The sequence below is a fragment of the Microbacterium sp. NPDC087592 genome (genome assembly GCF_044743585.1).
In the GTDB taxonomy this organism is placed as follows: domain Bacteria; phylum Actinomycetota; class Actinomycetes; order Actinomycetales; family Microbacteriaceae; genus Microbacterium.
In genome coordinates this window covers 1,178,114-1,194,336 of the sequence record NZ_JBIUWT010000001.1, presented here as the reverse complement: position 1 = coordinate 1,194,336, position 16,223 = coordinate 1,178,114, and the positions used below count along the sequence as shown (strand labels likewise).

At 68.2% G+C, this 16,223-nt stretch carries 13 protein-coding genes; 10 read left to right on the top strand and 3 right to left on the bottom strand.

Annotated elements, in window-relative coordinates:
• Window positions 1-120: 120 nt before the first annotated feature.
• Window positions 121-447 carry a hypothetical protein gene (locus tag ACIOTO_RS05645; protein WP_029264028.1) on the top strand — a complete coding sequence of 109 codons (327 nt, stop codon included), beginning with the start codon at window positions 121-123 and terminating at the stop codon, window positions 445-447.
• 147 nt (window positions 448-594) lie between these two features.
• Here ACIOTO_RS05645 and ACIOTO_RS05640 read toward each other — a convergent pair whose 3' ends face one another.
• Window positions 595-1,347, bottom strand: coding sequence for an SDR family NAD(P)-dependent oxidoreductase (locus ACIOTO_RS05640; protein ID WP_400856974.1), 753 nt, complete (start codon window positions 1,345-1,347; stop codon window positions 595-597).
• A gap of 411 nt (window positions 1,348-1,758) precedes the next feature.
• Here ACIOTO_RS05640 and ACIOTO_RS05635 point away from each other — a divergent pair, with 411 nt between their 5' ends.
• The 9 genes from ACIOTO_RS05635 to ACIOTO_RS05595 all read left to right on the top strand — a co-directional run bounded on the left by ACIOTO_RS05635 (window position 1,759) and on the right by ACIOTO_RS05595 (window position 14,755).
• Window positions 1,759-4,125, top strand: a complete 2,367-nt coding sequence (locus ACIOTO_RS05635) for a glycoside hydrolase family 3 N-terminal domain-containing protein (RefSeq protein WP_400856973.1) — start codon at window positions 1,759-1,761, stop codon at window positions 4,123-4,125.
• Window positions 4,126-4,225: 100 nt separating this feature from the next.
• Window positions 4,226-4,666: a hypothetical protein gene (locus ACIOTO_RS05630; RefSeq protein WP_400856972.1), complete on the top strand. Its 441-nt coding sequence runs from the start codon at window positions 4,226-4,228 to the stop codon at window positions 4,664-4,666.
• A 94-nt stretch (window positions 4,667-4,760) separates the two neighbouring features.
• On the top strand, window positions 4,761-7,721 hold the full coding sequence (locus ACIOTO_RS05625) for a glycoside hydrolase family 3 C-terminal domain-containing protein (protein WP_400856971.1): 2,961 nt from the start codon (window positions 4,761-4,763) through the stop codon (window positions 7,719-7,721).
• Window positions 7,722-7,792: 71 nt separating this feature from the next.
• The gene (locus ACIOTO_RS05620; protein ID WP_400856970.1) at window positions 7,793-10,219 is read left to right on the top strand and encodes a glycoside hydrolase family 3 C-terminal domain-containing protein; all 2,427 of its coding nucleotides are present in this window, start codon (window positions 7,793-7,795) and stop codon (window positions 10,217-10,219) included.
• Complete coding sequence (locus tag ACIOTO_RS05615) at window positions 10,219-10,866, top strand: hypothetical protein (protein WP_029273808.1); 648 nt, start codon at window positions 10,219-10,221, stop codon at window positions 10,864-10,866. Before ACIOTO_RS05620 ends, ACIOTO_RS05615 begins: the two co-directional genes overlap by 1 nt.
• Before the next feature lie 26 nt (window positions 10,867-10,892).
• The gene (locus ACIOTO_RS05610) at window positions 10,893-11,918 is read left to right on the top strand and encodes a glycosyltransferase family 2 protein (protein WP_400856969.1); all 1,026 of its coding nucleotides are present in this window, start codon (window positions 10,893-10,895) and stop codon (window positions 11,916-11,918) included.
• Between the two features lie 18 nt (window positions 11,919-11,936).
• On the top strand, window positions 11,937-12,659 hold the full coding sequence (locus tag ACIOTO_RS05605; protein WP_400856968.1) for a LytR/AlgR family response regulator transcription factor: 723 nt from the start codon (window positions 11,937-11,939) through the stop codon (window positions 12,657-12,659).
• Complete coding sequence (locus ACIOTO_RS05600) at window positions 12,656-14,005, top strand: GHKL domain-containing protein (protein WP_400856967.1); 1,350 nt, start codon at window positions 12,656-12,658, stop codon at window positions 14,003-14,005. Before ACIOTO_RS05605 ends, ACIOTO_RS05600 begins: the two co-directional genes overlap by 4 nt.
• A 99-nt stretch (window positions 14,006-14,104) precedes the next feature.
• Window positions 14,105-14,755, top strand: a complete 651-nt coding sequence (locus tag ACIOTO_RS05595; protein ID WP_400856966.1) for a hypothetical protein — start codon at window positions 14,105-14,107, stop codon at window positions 14,753-14,755.
• Between the two features lie 33 nt (window positions 14,756-14,788).
• Here the strand turns inward: ACIOTO_RS05595 and ACIOTO_RS05590 are convergent, their stop codons facing one another.
• Both ACIOTO_RS05590 and ACIOTO_RS05585 read right to left on the bottom strand, forming a co-directional pair.
• On the bottom strand, window positions 14,789-15,574 hold the full coding sequence (locus ACIOTO_RS05590; protein WP_400856965.1) for a nucleotidyl transferase AbiEii/AbiGii toxin family protein: 786 nt from the start codon (window positions 15,572-15,574) through the stop codon (window positions 14,789-14,791).
• 74 nt (window positions 15,575-15,648) lie between these two features.
• Window positions 15,649-16,188 carry a hypothetical protein gene (locus ACIOTO_RS05585; protein WP_400856964.1) on the bottom strand — a complete coding sequence of 180 codons (540 nt, stop codon included), beginning with the start codon at window positions 16,186-16,188 and terminating at the stop codon, window positions 15,649-15,651.
• Window positions 16,189-16,223 lie beyond the last annotated feature (35 nt).

Below are 16,223 nucleotides of genomic sequence, written 5' to 3'. Positions count from 1 at the left end.
CTCCGTCGGTGACGGTCTGTGGCGATCGATGACGGTCGGAGAGGCCCCCGATACGTCGGTTACCATTTAGCTAGTTAAACTAGTAATCTAATTGATGAAGATATTTCTCGAGGGGGTGCCATGGGTCAGCTCAGCTACGCCGGTGATTCGCAGATCGTGGAGGTGGACGATCGGGTGCTCGCGCACCTGAGGCTCGTCACCGTCACCAAGCTGCGCCGCGGCGAGTCGTTTCCGCTCACGCTGCGCACGGCGGGTGCGGCCACCGAGACGCTGTGGATGCACGCGTCGATCCCGGTGCGCTTCACGCTCGATGAGGACGTCGAGCTCGAGCGGCCGATGCTGGTCAAGATGATGGCCGCGGCGAGCACGGCCGGGGGGCTGGACCTCACAGACATCGACTTCGCGCCGCTGTGGTCCGCGCTCCCGACCATGCACGCGGTCGCCTGACTGCAGACTCGCCTCCCTCGCCGGCGCATCCTGGGCAAAGCGGTGCGGCCCGCGGGCGGGAGGTGCACAGCGACGTTTCGGGGGGTACGTCGCTGTGGATGGCATCCGGTCACCGGGAATCGGGTCCCGGGACCGGATGCCATTCGATCAGAGCGCGGTGTATCCGCCGTCGACCAGGTGGTAGCTGCCGGTGACGAAGCTCGCGGCGTCGCTGGCGAGGAACACGATGAGGTTCGCGACCTCGTCGGCCTGGCCCAGGCGTCCGATCGGGTGCTTCGACACGAGGAAGTCCTTCGCCTCGTCACCCATGTTCGCCAGCAGCGGGGTGTCGATGAAGCCGGGTCCCACCGAGTTCACGCGCACGCCCTGCGCCGAGTACTCGAGCGCGGCGGACTTCGTCATGCCGACGACCGCGTGCTTCGCGGCGACGTACGCGGGGGATCCGGCGAAGCCGACGCTGCCGAGGATCGAGGCGATGTTCACGACCGATCCGCCGCCGTTCGCGAGGATCGACGGGATCTGCGCCTTCATGTTGCGGAACACCGCGTTGAGGTTGATCGCGATGACCTTGTCCCAGGCCTCGTCCTCGTACTCCGCGGTGGGGGCGGATGCGCCGCCGATGCCGGCGTTGTTGACGCCGATGCGCAGCGGGGCGAGGGAGTTCGCGAGTTCGATCGAGGAGGCGATCCAGGCCGCATCCGTGGCATCGCCGACCGAGGCCTCCGCGATGCCGCCGGCGGCGCGGATCTCTTCGACGACCGCGTTCGCGTGCTCGGCGTTCAGGTCGTTGACCACGACCGATGCGCCGTTCTTCGCCAGCAGGAGGGCGGTCGAGCGTCCGATTCCGCTGCCTGCTCCCGTCACGATCGCCGAGCGGTTCGAGACGTCGTACTGAGCCACGAGTGACTCCACTTCCGGGCGGTCACGGTGCCGGGAGATCTTCTCGGACGGTCCGTCCTTCTCTCCAGCCTACGCCTGAATATCGGTGATGGATTCATGTGAATGAATCCGGGAGCGGGGCGAGAGGTCGCGGATCAGGTCACGGAACAGGTCACGGAACTGTCACGAAATCCGCGGATTTCCGGGCCCGGATGACAGAACATGTGACGGAAACGACCGATCGTGCGTTCCGCGCTCGCCCGATGAGCCGCCCGTAGAACGATCGATTCAGCACAACCGTCCCGACTGTGCGATCACCGGCATGCCCGGCGGCTTCGCAGTGCGACGGTCACGGCTACGGCCCCAGAGGCGGGGCCAGCATCCTCGCGCACGGCGCGTGCGGATGTCTGTCGATGACGAAAGGAACGGCCAATGAAGGCCATGCCAAAGAAGGGGATCGCGCTGGTCACGGGCTTCGGCCTCGCGCTGACCCTCGCCGGATGCACGTCCGGATCGGAAGAGCCAGCAGCGTACACGTCGCGCGATGCGACGGACGGCACCACGGACTTCGTGGTCATCGAGAACCCCCACGGCGGCGCCACGCTGTCGTATTCCGCCGACAGCTCGATCGAGATCCTCGAGGTGGAGGAGAACGGCTCGACCTACGCGTTCAAGGACCTGAACGGCAATGACGAGCTGGACACGTTCGAGGACTGGCGCGTCACGCCGGCCGAGCGCGCAGCCGCCTACGCCGAGACGCTCACCGCCGAGCAGATCTCCGGTCTGATGCTCTTCAGCTCGCACGAGCGGTCGCCGGGCGACGGTCTGACCGACGCGCAGAAGACCTACCTCTCCGAGGACAACCTGCGCAACGTGCTCAACGCCGGTGGCTCGGACGTCGAGGAGAACGTCACCTGGGTCAACGCGATCCAGGCCCACGTCGAGAGCCTCGCCACCCCCGAGCTGCCCTACATCCCGGCGAACTTCTCGTCCGACCCCCGCTCCGAGGCGCAGTCCAACTCGACCTACACCGAGACCGGATCCGGCGTCTCGCTCTGGCCGTCGGTCCTGGGCCTCGCGTCGACCTTCTCGGCCGAGACCATGGAGGAGTTCGGCCGCGTGGTCTCCTCGGAGTACCGCGCGCTGGGCATCTCGAACGCCCTCAGCCCGCAGATCGACCTCGCCACCGAGCCGCGCTGGCTGCGCGTCTCCGGCACCCTCGGCGAGGACTCCGAGCTCGCGAAGGAGCTGGCCGCGGCCTACGTCACCGGCTTCCAGAGCACCTACGACGAAGACGGCGAGAACATCGGATGGGGCACCGACTCCGTCCCGACCACCATCAAGCACGCACCGGGTGACGGTGCGGGCGAGGGCGGCCGCGAGTCGCACACGGCCGTCGGCAAGTACGAGGTCTTCCCCGGCGACAACCTCGAAGAGCACGCCTCCGTGTTCGCCGCGGCATCGGACTCGCTCGGCATGATGACGAACTACTCGATCATGCTGGACGGCGAGGGCAACCCGCTGCTCGGCGACAAGGCCGTCGGCACGGCGTACAACGCCGAGGCGCTGAAGATGATCCGCGACGAGGTCGGCTTCACCGGGGCGATCGTCACCGACTGGGGCGTCATGACCGGCGCGAACGACCCGGAGGCGTTCATCGCCACCGCGTGGGGTGCCGAGGACATGGACCCGGTCGAACGGTACTTCACGGTGCTCCAGAACGGCGTCGACATGTTCGGCGGCGTCAACGACGCGACCTTCCTCCTCCAGGCCTACGACCTCTGGAACGAGCGGTTCGAGGCCGGCGAGGTCGACCAGGACGCCGACGCCCGCTGGGCGGAGTCCGGTGCCCGCATCCTCACCGCCTACTTCGCGCCCGGACTGTTCGACAGCCCGTTCGTCGACCTCGAGAAGTCCGAGAAGACGGTCGGCAGCAAGGCCAACGTCGAGGCCGGCTTCGATGCCCAGCTCGACTCGGTCGTGATGCTGAAGAACGACGGCACCGTCGCGGAGGACGCCGACTGGTCGGACAAGACCGTGTACATCCCGCACACGTTCGACGTGGGCAGCCCCGGTCTCTTCGGGCCGCCGGAGTACTCCGAGGGCGCGACGCTGAGCATCGAAGCGGCCGAGGGCATCTTCGGCAAGGTCGTCACCGACACCGTCGAGCTCGACGCCGACGGCAAGGTCGTCTCGATGACCGCGCCCGACCTCAGCGATGTGGATGCCGTGTTCGTGGGTCTGCGCTCGCCGAACAACGGCAACAACTTCTCGGCCGCCGGCCACGACGCCGAATCGGGTGAGTGGTACCCGTTCTCGCTGCAGTGGGCGCCGTACACGGCCGACGGCGACAACGTGCGCAAGACCTCGATCAGCGGCGACGTGCTTGCCGACGGATCGAAGGAGAACCGCTCGTACTTCGGCAACACCTCGCGCATCTCGAACGCCGCCGACATCGACGCGTTCAACCGTGCGGTCGCCGCGGTCGAGGCCAGCGGAGCCGACATCCCCGTCGTCACGGTCGTCAAGGCCAACAACCCCGTCGTCCCGGCGGAGTTCGAGGCGAAGTCGAACGTGGTCCTCGTCGGGTTCGGCGTGAGCGACGAGGCGACCCTGACGGTCGCGGCCGGTGCGCACGAGCCCCAGGGGCGTCTGCCGATCGGCTTCCCGCTCGACATGGACGCGGTCGAAGCACAGCTCGAAGACGTGCCGGAGGACATGGACACGTATGTCGACGCCGAGGGCAACGACTGGAAGTTCGGCTTCGGCTTGAACTACTCGGGAGTGATCAAGAAGTAGGCGGAGATCGCCACAGGCATGGCCGGCGCATGATCACGCCGGCCATGCCGTCGATGCAGAACCCGACGGGGCGCCCCGTCGGACAGGAAAAGGAGCAGAAATGAACAGCACCAAGCTGCGCGCGGGAGTCCTCGCGGCGGTCATCCTCGCCACCGGCACCTTCGGCCTGGCCGGGTGCGCGGGCGACGCGGGCACCACGACGGGTGGCTCGAACAGCTCGAACAGCGAGAGCAGCGAGAGCGGCTCGAAGTCCGAGACCTCCGACGTCACCGCCGACCTCGAGACGGCCCGTCAGGCGATCGTCGACGCGCTCGCCGAGGACCCGAGCTGGAAGCAGGTCATGCTCGCCGGTGACGTCAAGCAGCCGACGCAGAAGTACGGCCTCCTGGTGATGCCGTTCGTCAAGAGCGAGGCGGCGAAGCGCGTGACCGGCACGGTCGACATCGCCGACGGCAAGTACGTCATCGAGGCGGAGTCCGCCGAGACGGGTGAGACTTGGCAGATCGACCAGGACGGCAACATCACTCAGGCCTCGGAGTGACGGAGCGGCCGCCGACCCGCACGCCTCCGGGCGTCGCCGGCGTCGGCGGCCCTCCCTCCACAACCCGTAATCGCAGTACCGAAGGAGAACCGAAGTGAACGCCCGAACGGCCAAGGACAAGGCGAGCGCGATGCCGATGTCCAACAAGAAGTACCTGTGGATCTGGGTACCCCTGCTCGCGCTCGTGACCGTCGTGGTCGTGGTCGCCAACGTCGCCATGAACGTGGCCACCGGATGGATCGCCTCGCAGCTCGGTTCGGGCACCTACACGTTCACGAACTCCGAAGAGTCCGAAGACTGGGACACCGAGTACTACGAGGCCGACTACCCCGACCTCGAAGCGGTGGATGCCGCAGCCCTCGGGCTCGTCGAGGAGATCGGTGCCGGCGGCATCGTCCTCGCGAAGAACGACGGCGCAGCCCTCCCGCTCGCCTCCGGCGCGCAGCTCACCATGCTGGGTCGTGCCGCTGCCGACCCCGTCTACGGCGGTTCCGGTTCCGGCTCGGTCGACACCAACTCCGCCGTCACGGCGCGCATGGGTCTCGAGAACGCCGGCTTCGCCGTCAACGACCCCGCCTACGCGGCCATCGAGGCCTACGCGGCCGAGAACCCGCGCGGCTACATCGAGATGGACCGTCCCGACATCTCCACCTACAACATCGGCGAGATGCCGATCGCCGGATACCAGGAGCAGGCCTCGACGTTCGCGCAGTTCGGCGACGCGGCCGTCGTCTTCATCGGGCGCCCCGGCGGCGAGGGCGGCGACCTCACGCAGGACATGACCGACTGGGACGACAACGCCCAGCCCGGCCAGCACCAGCTCGAGCTCAACAAGGACGAGCGCGACCTGCTCGACCTCGCCAAGCAGAGCTTCGAGAAGGTCGTGGTCGTCATCAACGCCTCGACCACGCTAGAGCTCGGAGACCTGCAGAACGACCAGGGCGTCGACGCGATCCTCCTCGCCGGCTCGCCCGGATCGACCGCGTTCAACGCACTCGGACGCATCCTGAACGGCGAGGTCAACCCCTCCGGTCGCACGGTCGACCTGTGGGCGGCCGACTTCACCGCTGACCCGACCTTCGTCAACTTCGGCAACTTCCTCTACGACAACGTCGCACCGAACTACCCGGTGCCGGTCACCGAGAGCGCGACGTCGAACGCGACCGTCACCGACGAGGCGCCGTTCGTCAACTACGCCGAGGGCATCTACGTCGGCTACCGCTACTACGAGACCGCGGCGGTCGAAGGGTTCATCGACTACGACGCCGCCGTCGTCTACCCCTTCGGCCACGGGCTCAGCTACACGGACTTCTCCTGGGCGGTGTCGAACACCGAGCTCGGTGACGTCGACGGCACCATCGCGGTGACGGTCGACGTGACCAACACGGGTGCGGTCGCGGGCCGTGATGTGGTGCAGCTGTACTACTCCGCCCCGTACACGCCCGGCGGCGTCGAGAAGTCGGCCGTCGTGCTCGGCGGCTTCGCCAAGACCGGCGACATCGCGCCCGGCGCGACCGAGTCGGTGACGATCGAGCTCGCCGTCGAGGACATGGCGTCGTACGACTACCTCGACGAGAAGGCCTACGTCCTGGATGCGGGCGACTACGTCCTCAGCGTCCGCGAGGACTCGCACACGGTCGCCGCCGGCACCCAGCCGATCGCGTACACCGTGAGCGAAGACGTCGTCTACACCGGCGACGACCACCGCGCATCCGACCTCGAGGCCGTCACGAACCAGTTCGATGACGTGTCGGCACAGTTCACCACCACCGGTGAGGCCGGCAAGATCCCGGTGATGTCCCGCGCGGACTTCGCCGGCACCTTCCCGACGGCTCCGACCGGCGACATGCTGGTCGCCGACGACGCGGTCGCCGACGGCTTCGCCGTGTGGGACCACGAGGGTGCGGCCGAGGCCTTCGAGGGCGACATGCCCACGACCGGCGCGGGCAGCGACCTCTCGTTGATCGACATGCGCGGCCTCGCCAAGGACGACCCGAAGTGGGACGAGCTGCTCGACTCGCTGAGCGTGAACGACATGACGGCGATGCTCCTCAACGGCGCGTACCAGACCGCCGCGATCGGCTCGATCGGCAAGCCGCAGACGCTGGAGCCGGACGGACCCGCCGGGTTCTCATCGTTCATCAACTCGGCCATCAACGGCACCGCCTACCCGTCGGAGGTGCTCATCGCACAGACGTGGGACGTCGACCTCGGCACGGCCATGGGCGTCATGCTCGGCAACGAGGCGCTGTTCAAGGACATCAACGGCTGGTACGCACCCGCGGTCAACCTGCACCGCTCGCCGTTCGCCGGCCGCAACTTCGAGTACTACTCGGAAGACCCGCTGCTGTCCGGTCAGATGCTCACCGCCGTCGCGAACGGCGTCGGCACCAAGGGCGTCTACACGACGATCAAGCACTATGCGATGAACGAGCAGGAGACGAACCGCGTCAACAACGGCATCGCGACCTGGGCCACCGAGCAGGCGATCCGCGAGGTCTACCTCAAGCCGTTCGAGATCGGGATCAAGAACATCTCGATGGACGTGAAGTACCTCTCGGATCACGAGGGCACGGTGTCGGAGACCACGATCGGTGCAGCCGGCATCATGAGCTCGTTCAACCGCATCGGCGCCACGTGGGCCGGCGGCTCGGTCGCGCTCATGGACACGGTGCTGCGCGGCGAGTGGGGGTTCGAGGGCTTCGCCATCACGGACTTCAACCTGTACCCGTACATGAACCCCAACGAGGGCATCCATGCCGGGTCCGACCTGATGCTGACCTTCCAGCCGTCGAAGTCGTTCAACGACGCCAGCTCCGCCAAGGCGGTCGCCGACATCCGTGACTCGACGCACAACATCCTGTTCACCGTCGCGAACTCCAACGCGATGGACGGACTGGCGCCGGGCGCGACGGTCGCCTACACCCCGCCCGCCTGGGTGGTGTGGCAGATCGTCATCTCGTCGGTGCTCGGACTGCTGATCCTCGCCGGTGTGGTGATGGTGATCCTCCGCGTGCGGCGGCACAACGCGCGCACCACGGTCACCGTTCGCTAGACCGTGATCGCCGGGGCGGGCGTGTGCTCGCCCGCCCCGGCGATGCCCTGATCGACACAGAAAGACCCATCGTGAAAGAAACCACCGCACTCGTCGCGAGCCTGAGCCTTCTCGAGAAGGCCGCGCTGCTCAGCGGGGCGAACACCTGGCAGACGCGTGCCATCGAACGCGCCGGCATCCCCGCGGTCTGGATGGCCGACGGCCCCCACGGCGTGCGCCGGCAGGTCGGTTCGGCCGACCACCTCGGCATCAACGGCTCCGAACCCGCGACCTGCTTCCCCACCGCCGCGACCGTGGCCGGCAGCTGGGACGACGCGCTGGCCGAGGAGATCGGCACGGCTCTGGGGCGCGAGGCCTCGTCGCAGGGCGTCGGAGTGCTGCTCGGCCCCGGGCTCAACATCAAGCGCAGCCCCCTCGGCGGTCGCAGCTTCGAGTACTTCTCCGAGGATCCCGAGCTGTCGGGTCGCCTCGCGGCGGCCTACGTCCGCGGCATCCAGTCCGAGGGGGTGGCGGCCACGCCCAAGCACTTCGCGGTGAACAGCCAGGAGCTGCGCCGCATGGTCAGCGACTCCGTCATCGACGAGCGCACGCTGCGCGAGATCTATCTGACCGCGTTCGAGATCGTCGTGCGCGAGGCCTCCCCGTGGGGCATCATGTCGTCGTACAACCTGGTCAACGGGGCGTACGCGCACGAGAACGCGCACCTGCTGATCGACATCCTCCGGCAGGAGTGGGGCTTCTCCGGTGCGGTCGTCTCCGACTGGGGCGGCAGCAACGATGCGGTGGCGGCTGCCGCGGCCGGCGGCACGGTCGAGATGCCGTCGCCCGGGTTCGACTCGGTGCGGCAGATCGTCGCGGCCGTCGAGTCCGGCGAGCTGTCGGAGGCCGATGTGGATGCCCGCGCAGCCGAGGTCATCGACCTCGTGCGCCGGGTCACCGCGCACCCGCGCGCCTCGGTCGACCTCGACGCCCACCACGCACTCGCCCGCCGGGCCGCGGCCGAGTCGGCCGTCCTGCTGCGCAACGATGACGCATTGCTGCCCCTCGCGTCTGGCACGTCGGTCGGGTTGATCGGCGCCTTCGCGACGGTGCCCCGCTACCAGGGCGCCGGCTCCTCGCTCGTCAACGCGACGCGGGTCCCCACACTCGTCGACGCGGTCGGCGCATCGACGCTGAAGCTGGAGGGCGTCGCCGAGGGCTTCCGCCGCGACGGCATCCGCGACGACGAGCTCCACCGCGAGGCCGTCGCGCTCGCCTGCCGCGCCGAGGTCGTGGTCCTCGCGCTCGGCCTGCCCGAGATCGCCGAGTCCGAGGGGCTCGACCGCTCCACCCTGCAGCTGCCGGCCGAGCAGGTGCGCCTCCTCCGCGAGGTGCGGGCGGCGAACCCGCGCACGGTCGTGGTGCTCAGCGCCGGTGGTGTCGTGGAGACGCCGTGGGCCGAAGATGCGGCCGCGCTGCTGCACGCCTACCTCGGCGGACAGGCGGGCGCCGAGGCCATCGCCGACGTGCTCACCGGCGCCGTGGAACCGGGCGGACGCCTCGCCGAGACGATGCCGCTCCGCCTCGCCGACACCCCGACCGCCGGGGCGTTCCCGAGTGCGGGGCGCACGGCCGAGTACCGCGAGGGGCCGTTCGTCGGCTACCGCTACTACGAGACCGCCGAGGTCTCCGTGGCCTTCCCGTTCGGCTTCGGCCTGGGATACACCACCTTCTCGTACTCCGAGCTGGTGGCGGATGCCGAGGGCGTCGAGGTCACGGTCACCAACACCGGCGACCGCGACGGCAGCGACGTCGCCCAGCTCTACGTGTCGCGACTCGGCGCCTCCGGGGTGACCCGGCCCGTGCGCGAGCTCAAGGGCTACGCGAAGGTGCGTCTCGCGGCCGGGGAGTCGCGGCGCCTCCGCATCCCCTTCGGACCCCGCACCTTCCGCTACTTCGATGCCGCCGCGAACGCGTGGCAGGTCGAGGCGGGCGAGTACGAGGTGGCCGTGGGCTCCCACGTGCGCGACCTCCCGGTGCGCGCGACGATCACGCGCGAAGGCGCGACCATCTCCGCGTCGGTCGACCTTCCGGCTGCGCTGCCGACGGCGCGCGTCGATGACAGCACGTTCGCCGCGATGCTCGGCCGCGCGCTCCCGGATGCCGCCTGGGGCAGCGGACCGCTCGCCGAGAACGACCCGATGGACCGACTCGCGACGGCGAAGAGCCCGCTGGCCCGCGCCGGCTTCCGCCTCCTCGACAGCCGTCGCCGCAAGGCGGAGGCGGCGGGCAAACCCGACCTGAACATCCTGTTCCTGCTGAACGGGCCGTTCCGGGTCATCTCGAAGATGAGCGGGGGACTGGCGACGCGCCGTCTCACCGCCGCCGTCCTCACGCTGGTGAACGGGCAGACGATCCGAGGGTTGGGGCGTGTGATCGCGGCCTACTTGGGCGGACGCCGCGACGAGAAGGCCACGAAGAAGGCGTTCGACGCCGCAGCCATGAAGAGGAGTATCTGATGTTCACCGCGATCAAGAACTGGTGGACCGGTTTTCAGGACGGCCGCCCTGAGCTGTCGAAGTTCCTGATGTTCCTCGTGCTCTCCAACGGCGTCACCGTCCTGCAGCTCGCGCTGATGCCGATCTTCCGCTGGGGCTTCGCGACCTTCACCGGGCTCACGGACGTCGGGTTCCAGGCCCTGCCCGTCGGTTCCAACGTCGACGGCAGCCAGTACTACATGTTCGACTACGCGGCGGGTGCCCTGCCCGGCGGAGGCGGCGGGCTCGCCTACTTCCTCGCCGTGCAGATCACCCTGCTCATCGCCCAGGTGATCAACTTCTTCCTGCAGCGCAACATCACGTTCAAGTCGAACACCTCGGTGTGGGTCGCAGCCGGCTGGTACACGCTCGCGTACATCGTCATCACCTTCGTCGCGGCCGCCGCACAGGGGTTCTACAAGGCGCCGATCTACGACTTCTTCATGGTCACGCTCGGCTGGGGCTCCACCGGATCGGTCGTCGCCGACGTGCTCACGATGATCATCAACTCGGCGATCAGCTTCTGGGTCTTCTACCCGATCTTCCGGGTGATCTTCCGTCAGGTGCCGGTCGAGGACCAGGCCGAGGTCGCGGCCGCCGAGGCGACGGCGGACGGTGCCGTGAAGTGATGGTTCCATCCGCGAGAATAGACCGTGTGCCGCTGCTGTCCGTGATCGTCCCTGCCTACAACGCGGCGGCCTATCTCGGGCGCGCGCTCGACGGACTGGGGGCGGTGCGCGGCATCGAGGTCATCGTCGTGGACGACGGCTCCACCGACGGCACGCGCGAGGTCGCCGAGGCCTGGGCGGCACGCAGTCCCGAGAGCATCCGCGTGGTGAGCCAGGAGAACCGTGGCCACGGCGGGGCCATCAACACCGGGCTGGCCTCCGCCCGCGGCGACTACTTCAAGGTGCTCGACGCCGACGACTGGCTCGACATCCGGTCGCTGCGTCTGCTCGTCGCTCACCTCGACGTGCTGCGCGAGACGGGGACCGAGGTCGACGCCGTCTTCACGGACTTCGTCCACGAGCGCGTGGGCAAGTCTCCGAAGGCGGCGCGCTTCGACTCGGTCTTCCCCGAGGGGCGCGTGTTCGAGTGGTCCGACACCGAGCGTTTCGGTCGACGCCAGGTGCTGATGATGCACGCCATCGTGTACCGCACGCAGCTGCTGCGCGAGGTCGGGCTCGCCCTGCCCGAGCACACCTTCTACGTCGACAACCTCTTCGTGCTGCAGCCGTTCGCCCGGCTCCGGCGCATGAGCTACCTGCCGGTGCCGCTGTACCGCTACTTCATCGGGCGCGAGGGGCAGTCCGTCGCGCCCGAGGTGATGGTGCGCCGCGTCGACCAGCAGCTGCGCGTGAACCGGCTCGCTCTCGCCACCCTCCCGTCCCACGCCGACCTCGCCGCTGGCGGGGTGCCGCGGCAGCTGCATCGGGCGATGCTCCATCACCTCGAGGGCGTCTGCGCGGTGACCAGCGCGACCCTCGCACGCGGTGGCACGGCCGCGCACCTGCAGCAGCGGGATCTGTTCTGGCATGAGGTCAGGGCGGAGAACCCGTGGCTGTACACGCGCATGCGCCGGAGCCTGCTGGGGGCGACCAGCAATCTGCCGGGGCAGGCCGGACGACGGGCGACGAACCTCGCCTATCATGTGGCACGGCGAGTCGTCGGCTTCAGCTGATCGGAGAACGGAGGCGGAATGATCCGCATCGGAATCGTCGAGGACGACGGTGCCGCCATCGAGCGACTGCTCTCGCATCTGGACCGCTTCCAGCGCGACCGGGGCGAGCGGTTCCATATCGCCGCCTTCCACGACGGGGCTGACGTCCTCGCCGAGTACCGTCCCGACTGGGACGTGCTGTTCCTCGACGTGCAGATGCCCAGGGTCGACGGCATGGCGGCAGCGCGCCGCATCCGCGAGGTCGACTCCGAGGTCATCATCGTCTTCATCACGAGCTCGCCGCACTATGCGGTGGGCGGGTACGAGGTCGACGCCCTCAGCTATCTCCTCAAGCCGGTGGCCTATGCGTCGTTCGAGCAGGAGATGTCGCGGATCCTCACGCGACTGCAGCGGCGTTCGCGTCGGGAGCTGCTCTTCACCGCGACCGATGGTGTGCACCACCGCGTCGCCGTGGACGACATCCGCTACATCGAATCGATCCGTCACCGCGTCGAGCTGTACACGCTCGACGGCACGTTCAGCATCGCGACGACGTTGAAGGCGATGGAGGCGCAGCTGGCCGACAAGGGGTTCCTGCGCTGCCACAGCGGCCTGCTCGTGAACCTGCGACACGTGACCGGCATCGACGGCAACGACTGCCGCATCCGCGGGGGCGGCAGCCTCCCCATCAGCCGACCTCGGAAACGGGAGTTCTACGCCGCCCTCGCCGAGTACGTCGGTTCGCGCGGAATCTCGGCGTGAACGGGGTCGAGGGGCCGGTCCTCGCCGAGATTCCGCGGTACCTCACGGCGATCGCGGAATGGGGCGCCTGCCTCGTCTACATCTTCGTGGCCCGACGACGGTTCGGGTGGCTGGCGACGATCGGGCTCTGCGTCCTCGCGCTGGGGATGCTGCTGGCGGTGCAGCTGTGGGCGGGCACGCTGCCGATCGCGTGGTGGATCCCGGGGATGCTGCTCGCCGCGGCGACCATGTTCGGCTTCGTGTACCTCGGGCTGGACACCTCGGCGCGCGGCGCGGGCTTCGTGCTCGCGCGCACCTTCGTGCTTGCGGAGCTCGTGGCCTCCGCCTTCTGGCAGCTCGACCGGTTCTACGGCGGTCTCGGCGATCCGCTCGCCCAGCTGTCGGGCGCGGCGCTCGTGTATGCCGCAGGTCTCGGGGTCGTCGGTTATGCGGAGCGCCGCCAGTTCAGTCGGGCGGAGCGCTTCGACGTCGGGGGCACGCAACTGGTCGGGGCGATGGCGATCGCGGTCGCGACGTTCGCGATCTCCAACCTCAGCTTCGTGACGACCGACACGCCTTTCAGCGGCCGCTTCGGCACCGAGATCCTCTACATCCGCACCCTGGTCGACCTCAGTGGCTTCATCGCCCTGCACGTCCAGCTGCGCATCCATCGAGAGTCCGCCGCGCGGCGGGATGCCGAGGCGATGGCGCAGCTGCTGCGCAGCCAGCACGACCAGTACGAGATCACCCGACGGTCGATCGACGAAGTGAACCGCAAGCACCACGACATGAAGCACCACCTCGACGCGATCCGGTCGGAGCAGGACGCCACGACCCGGGCCCGGATGCTCGACGGCCTCGAGGAGTCGATCCGCCGCTACGGCGCCGTGGTGCGCACCGGGAACCACGTGCTCGACGCGATCGTGACGGCGAAGCTCGCCCGCGCCGGTGAGCGGGGGATCGAGGTGTCGGTGGTGGCCGACGGTGCACTGCTGTCGTTCATGCGCCCGCTGGAGCTCACCTCACTCGTCGGCAACGCGCTCGACAACGCCATCGAGGGTGCCGCGCGGGTGTCCGCGGAGGATCTGCGGGTGATCCGGTTCGCGGTCTTCGCCCAGGACGACTTCGCGATGGTGCGCATCGAGAACACCTTCGACGGGGTGGTCCTGCGCGACGGGGATCGCATCGTGACCCGCCAGCGCGGCAAGGGCCACGGCTACGGGCTGCGCAACATCGAGACCGCCGCGGCGGCATACGGCGGTGCGGTCGCCATCACGGCCGACGACCGGTGGTTCTCGCTGCGGGTCCTGTTCCCCGCGCATGGCGGCACCGACGGCGCGGATGACGGCGAGGGCGACGCCGTCTGACGGGCTGCCCCGCCCGCACGGCTACCGTTCATGCGCCGGAACCGACCGATCGTGTCCGCGGCGACCGGGGCGCGGCATCCGATTGGTGTACTGAATGGCGTGAGCGACGCCCTCAGAACCCGTAACCCGCTGTCCGCCGCCTGGGCGGCCTTCGCCGAGGCGAAGCCGACGCTCGCCGAGCTCCTCGTGTTCAGTGCGCTCAACGTGGCGCTCACCGTGTTGCAGCTCGTGATCATGCCGGTGTTCAAGCTGATGTTCAGCGGCACCTCGCTCGTCGACGTCGATTTCCAGGCCGTACCGGTGGGCGCCGGCTTCGTCTTCGACTACACGGCCGGCGCGCTGCCCGAGGGCGGGGGCGGACTCGCGTACTTCCTCGCCGTGCAGATCACGCTGCTGATCGCGACCGTGATCAACTTCTTCCTGCAGCGCAACGTCACGTTCAAGTCCAACACCAACGTGTGGCGGGCGGCCGCCTGGTACACCGTGGCCTACGTCGTGCTCACCATCGGCGCCGCGGCTCTGCAGACCCTCTACAAGACGCCGATCTACGAGCTGCTGATGGTGACGTGGGGGATGGGCGCGGCGGGCGAGACGGTCGCCGACGTGGTCACGATGCTCATCAACGCACTCATATCGTGCGCCGTGTTCTTCCCGATCTTCAAGATCATCTTCCGGCGCGAGGCCGAGGTCGTCGTCGTGGAGGCGGGGCCGGCGGATGCCGTGCCGGCCCCAGTCCGCGAGCGCGTCTGACGCGACCGGCACCGACGTCGGGCCGCAGCAGCTCTACTCAGACGCGTCTTGACTTGGGAGATGAGCAGGGGTTGTCCCCGCGTCGATGCGCCGGATGAAGTCGTTGGCCCACTCTGCGGCAGCTACAACATCTGGGAGGACTTCCAGTCCGGCAGCGGACGCGTCGTACAGGGCGTCCCAATCGTCGTTCACGACCACCAAGGGTGGCCACTCGTGCCCGGCGCGGTAGGTGAACAGGCGTGTGCAGGTCTCGCGCACGAGGTCCAAGTCGAGGTCCTCTTCGCGCTCGAGCAGCTGCAGGTCGATGAGGTCATGTGCCCGCTCACTGTCGGCACCGGTAGCCGCGTGGAGCTTCTGCGCGATCTGATGGTCGCTACGCATCACGCTGACCGGCTCCGGGCGGGGAAGCCCGACAGACTCGAACAGGTCCGCAAGGTCATCCGCAAGCGCAGTCTCCGGCTCGTCTGCGTCGCCGATCTCGTTGTGCCCCAGCTCGAACCTGACCGTGCACCACGGCTTGCCGAGGTAGTCGAGCTTCACGTCGAAAGGTTGCATGATGTACGCCGGCGGGACGCCGACCGGCTTGGGTGCGGTGCGTTCTACAAGCCGCCCGGTGAACCCCGCCCACCCGTCGCGCAATCGCTCCTCGAGTTCGCCGGTGAAATCCGCCATCGTGCCCGCACGCGCGGCATCGAGGTCTTTCGTGAACCGGGTGGCAGTGCCATAGCGGAGCGCCATGGCACTGCCACCCTTGATGGCGCCTGCGGGGAGCATCTGCCCCACCACTACCAGCGCCATCCCGACGGTGCGCCGGTTCACGGACTCTTCATCGCCTTCGATGTTCGTGAGCCGCTGGCGGAGCGAGCTGAGGTTCTTGGGAGGCGTGTCGTATGTCATGCGGTCAGCGCCTCGCGTACTCGAGCCATCTCTGCAGTCGTAAGGTATCCCTCTGCGCGTGCCCGGGTAGCAGCGTCGAGGAGTCGTCCGGCCTGTACGCGCCCCTGACATTCGAGAAGGGCCTCCGCCGCGGGCTGCGCCGCAATGCCCTCGTACATCGTCGGCTTCGCGCCCTCAGGAGCGGGAGTGAGTGCGATGTGCGCGGGCATCCTGCGTCGGGTGCGCTTGGGGGTGGCGACTGTGATGGTGCGGGGGTTCACGTCTGCAAGGCCGAGAAGGGCCAGCACTGACTCGCCTCGCAGAAAGGCACCCTCTCCCGCCCGCAACGTCGCCTCCGCGTACTCATCGAGAGGGGTGCGCGGGATTGTCTCGTCGCGGTACAACCCGTAAGCGATGTGCGTGAACCTGTTGCGCGTGGCGAGCTTCACCAACTCGATCTTGGGGACACCAGCGTCCTCCGCATCGCGGGTGGTCACATACCCGTAGTTGTCGGCGGCGATCTCATGCACGACATCGCGGTAGGTTGTCTGCGGCATGTCAAAACTATACCACTTTCGGTATAGTTTTGACA

Bases quoted from the DNA above. Each gene is read 5' to 3' on its own strand.
- ACIOTO_RS05630 (WP_400856972.1), top strand. From the start codon at position 4,226: ATGAACAGCACCAAGCTGCGCGCGGGAGTCCTCGCGGCGGTCATCCTC.
- ACIOTO_RS05605 (WP_400856968.1), top strand. From the start codon at position 11,937: ATGATCCGCATCGGAATCGTCGAGGACGACGGTGCCGCCATCGAGCGA.
- ACIOTO_RS05635 (WP_400856973.1), top strand. From the start codon at position 1,759: ATGAAGGCCATGCCAAAGAAGGGGATCGCGCTGGTCACGGGCTTCGGC.
- ACIOTO_RS05585 (WP_400856964.1), bottom strand. From the start codon at position 16,188: ATGCCGCAGACAACCTACCGCGATGTCGTGCATGAGATCGCCGCCGAC.
- ACIOTO_RS05615 (WP_029273808.1), top strand. From the start codon at position 10,219: ATGTTCACCGCGATCAAGAACTGGTGGACCGGTTTTCAGGACGGCCGC.
- ACIOTO_RS05645 (WP_029264028.1), top strand. From the start codon at position 121: ATGGGTCAGCTCAGCTACGCCGGTGATTCGCAGATCGTGGAGGTGGAC.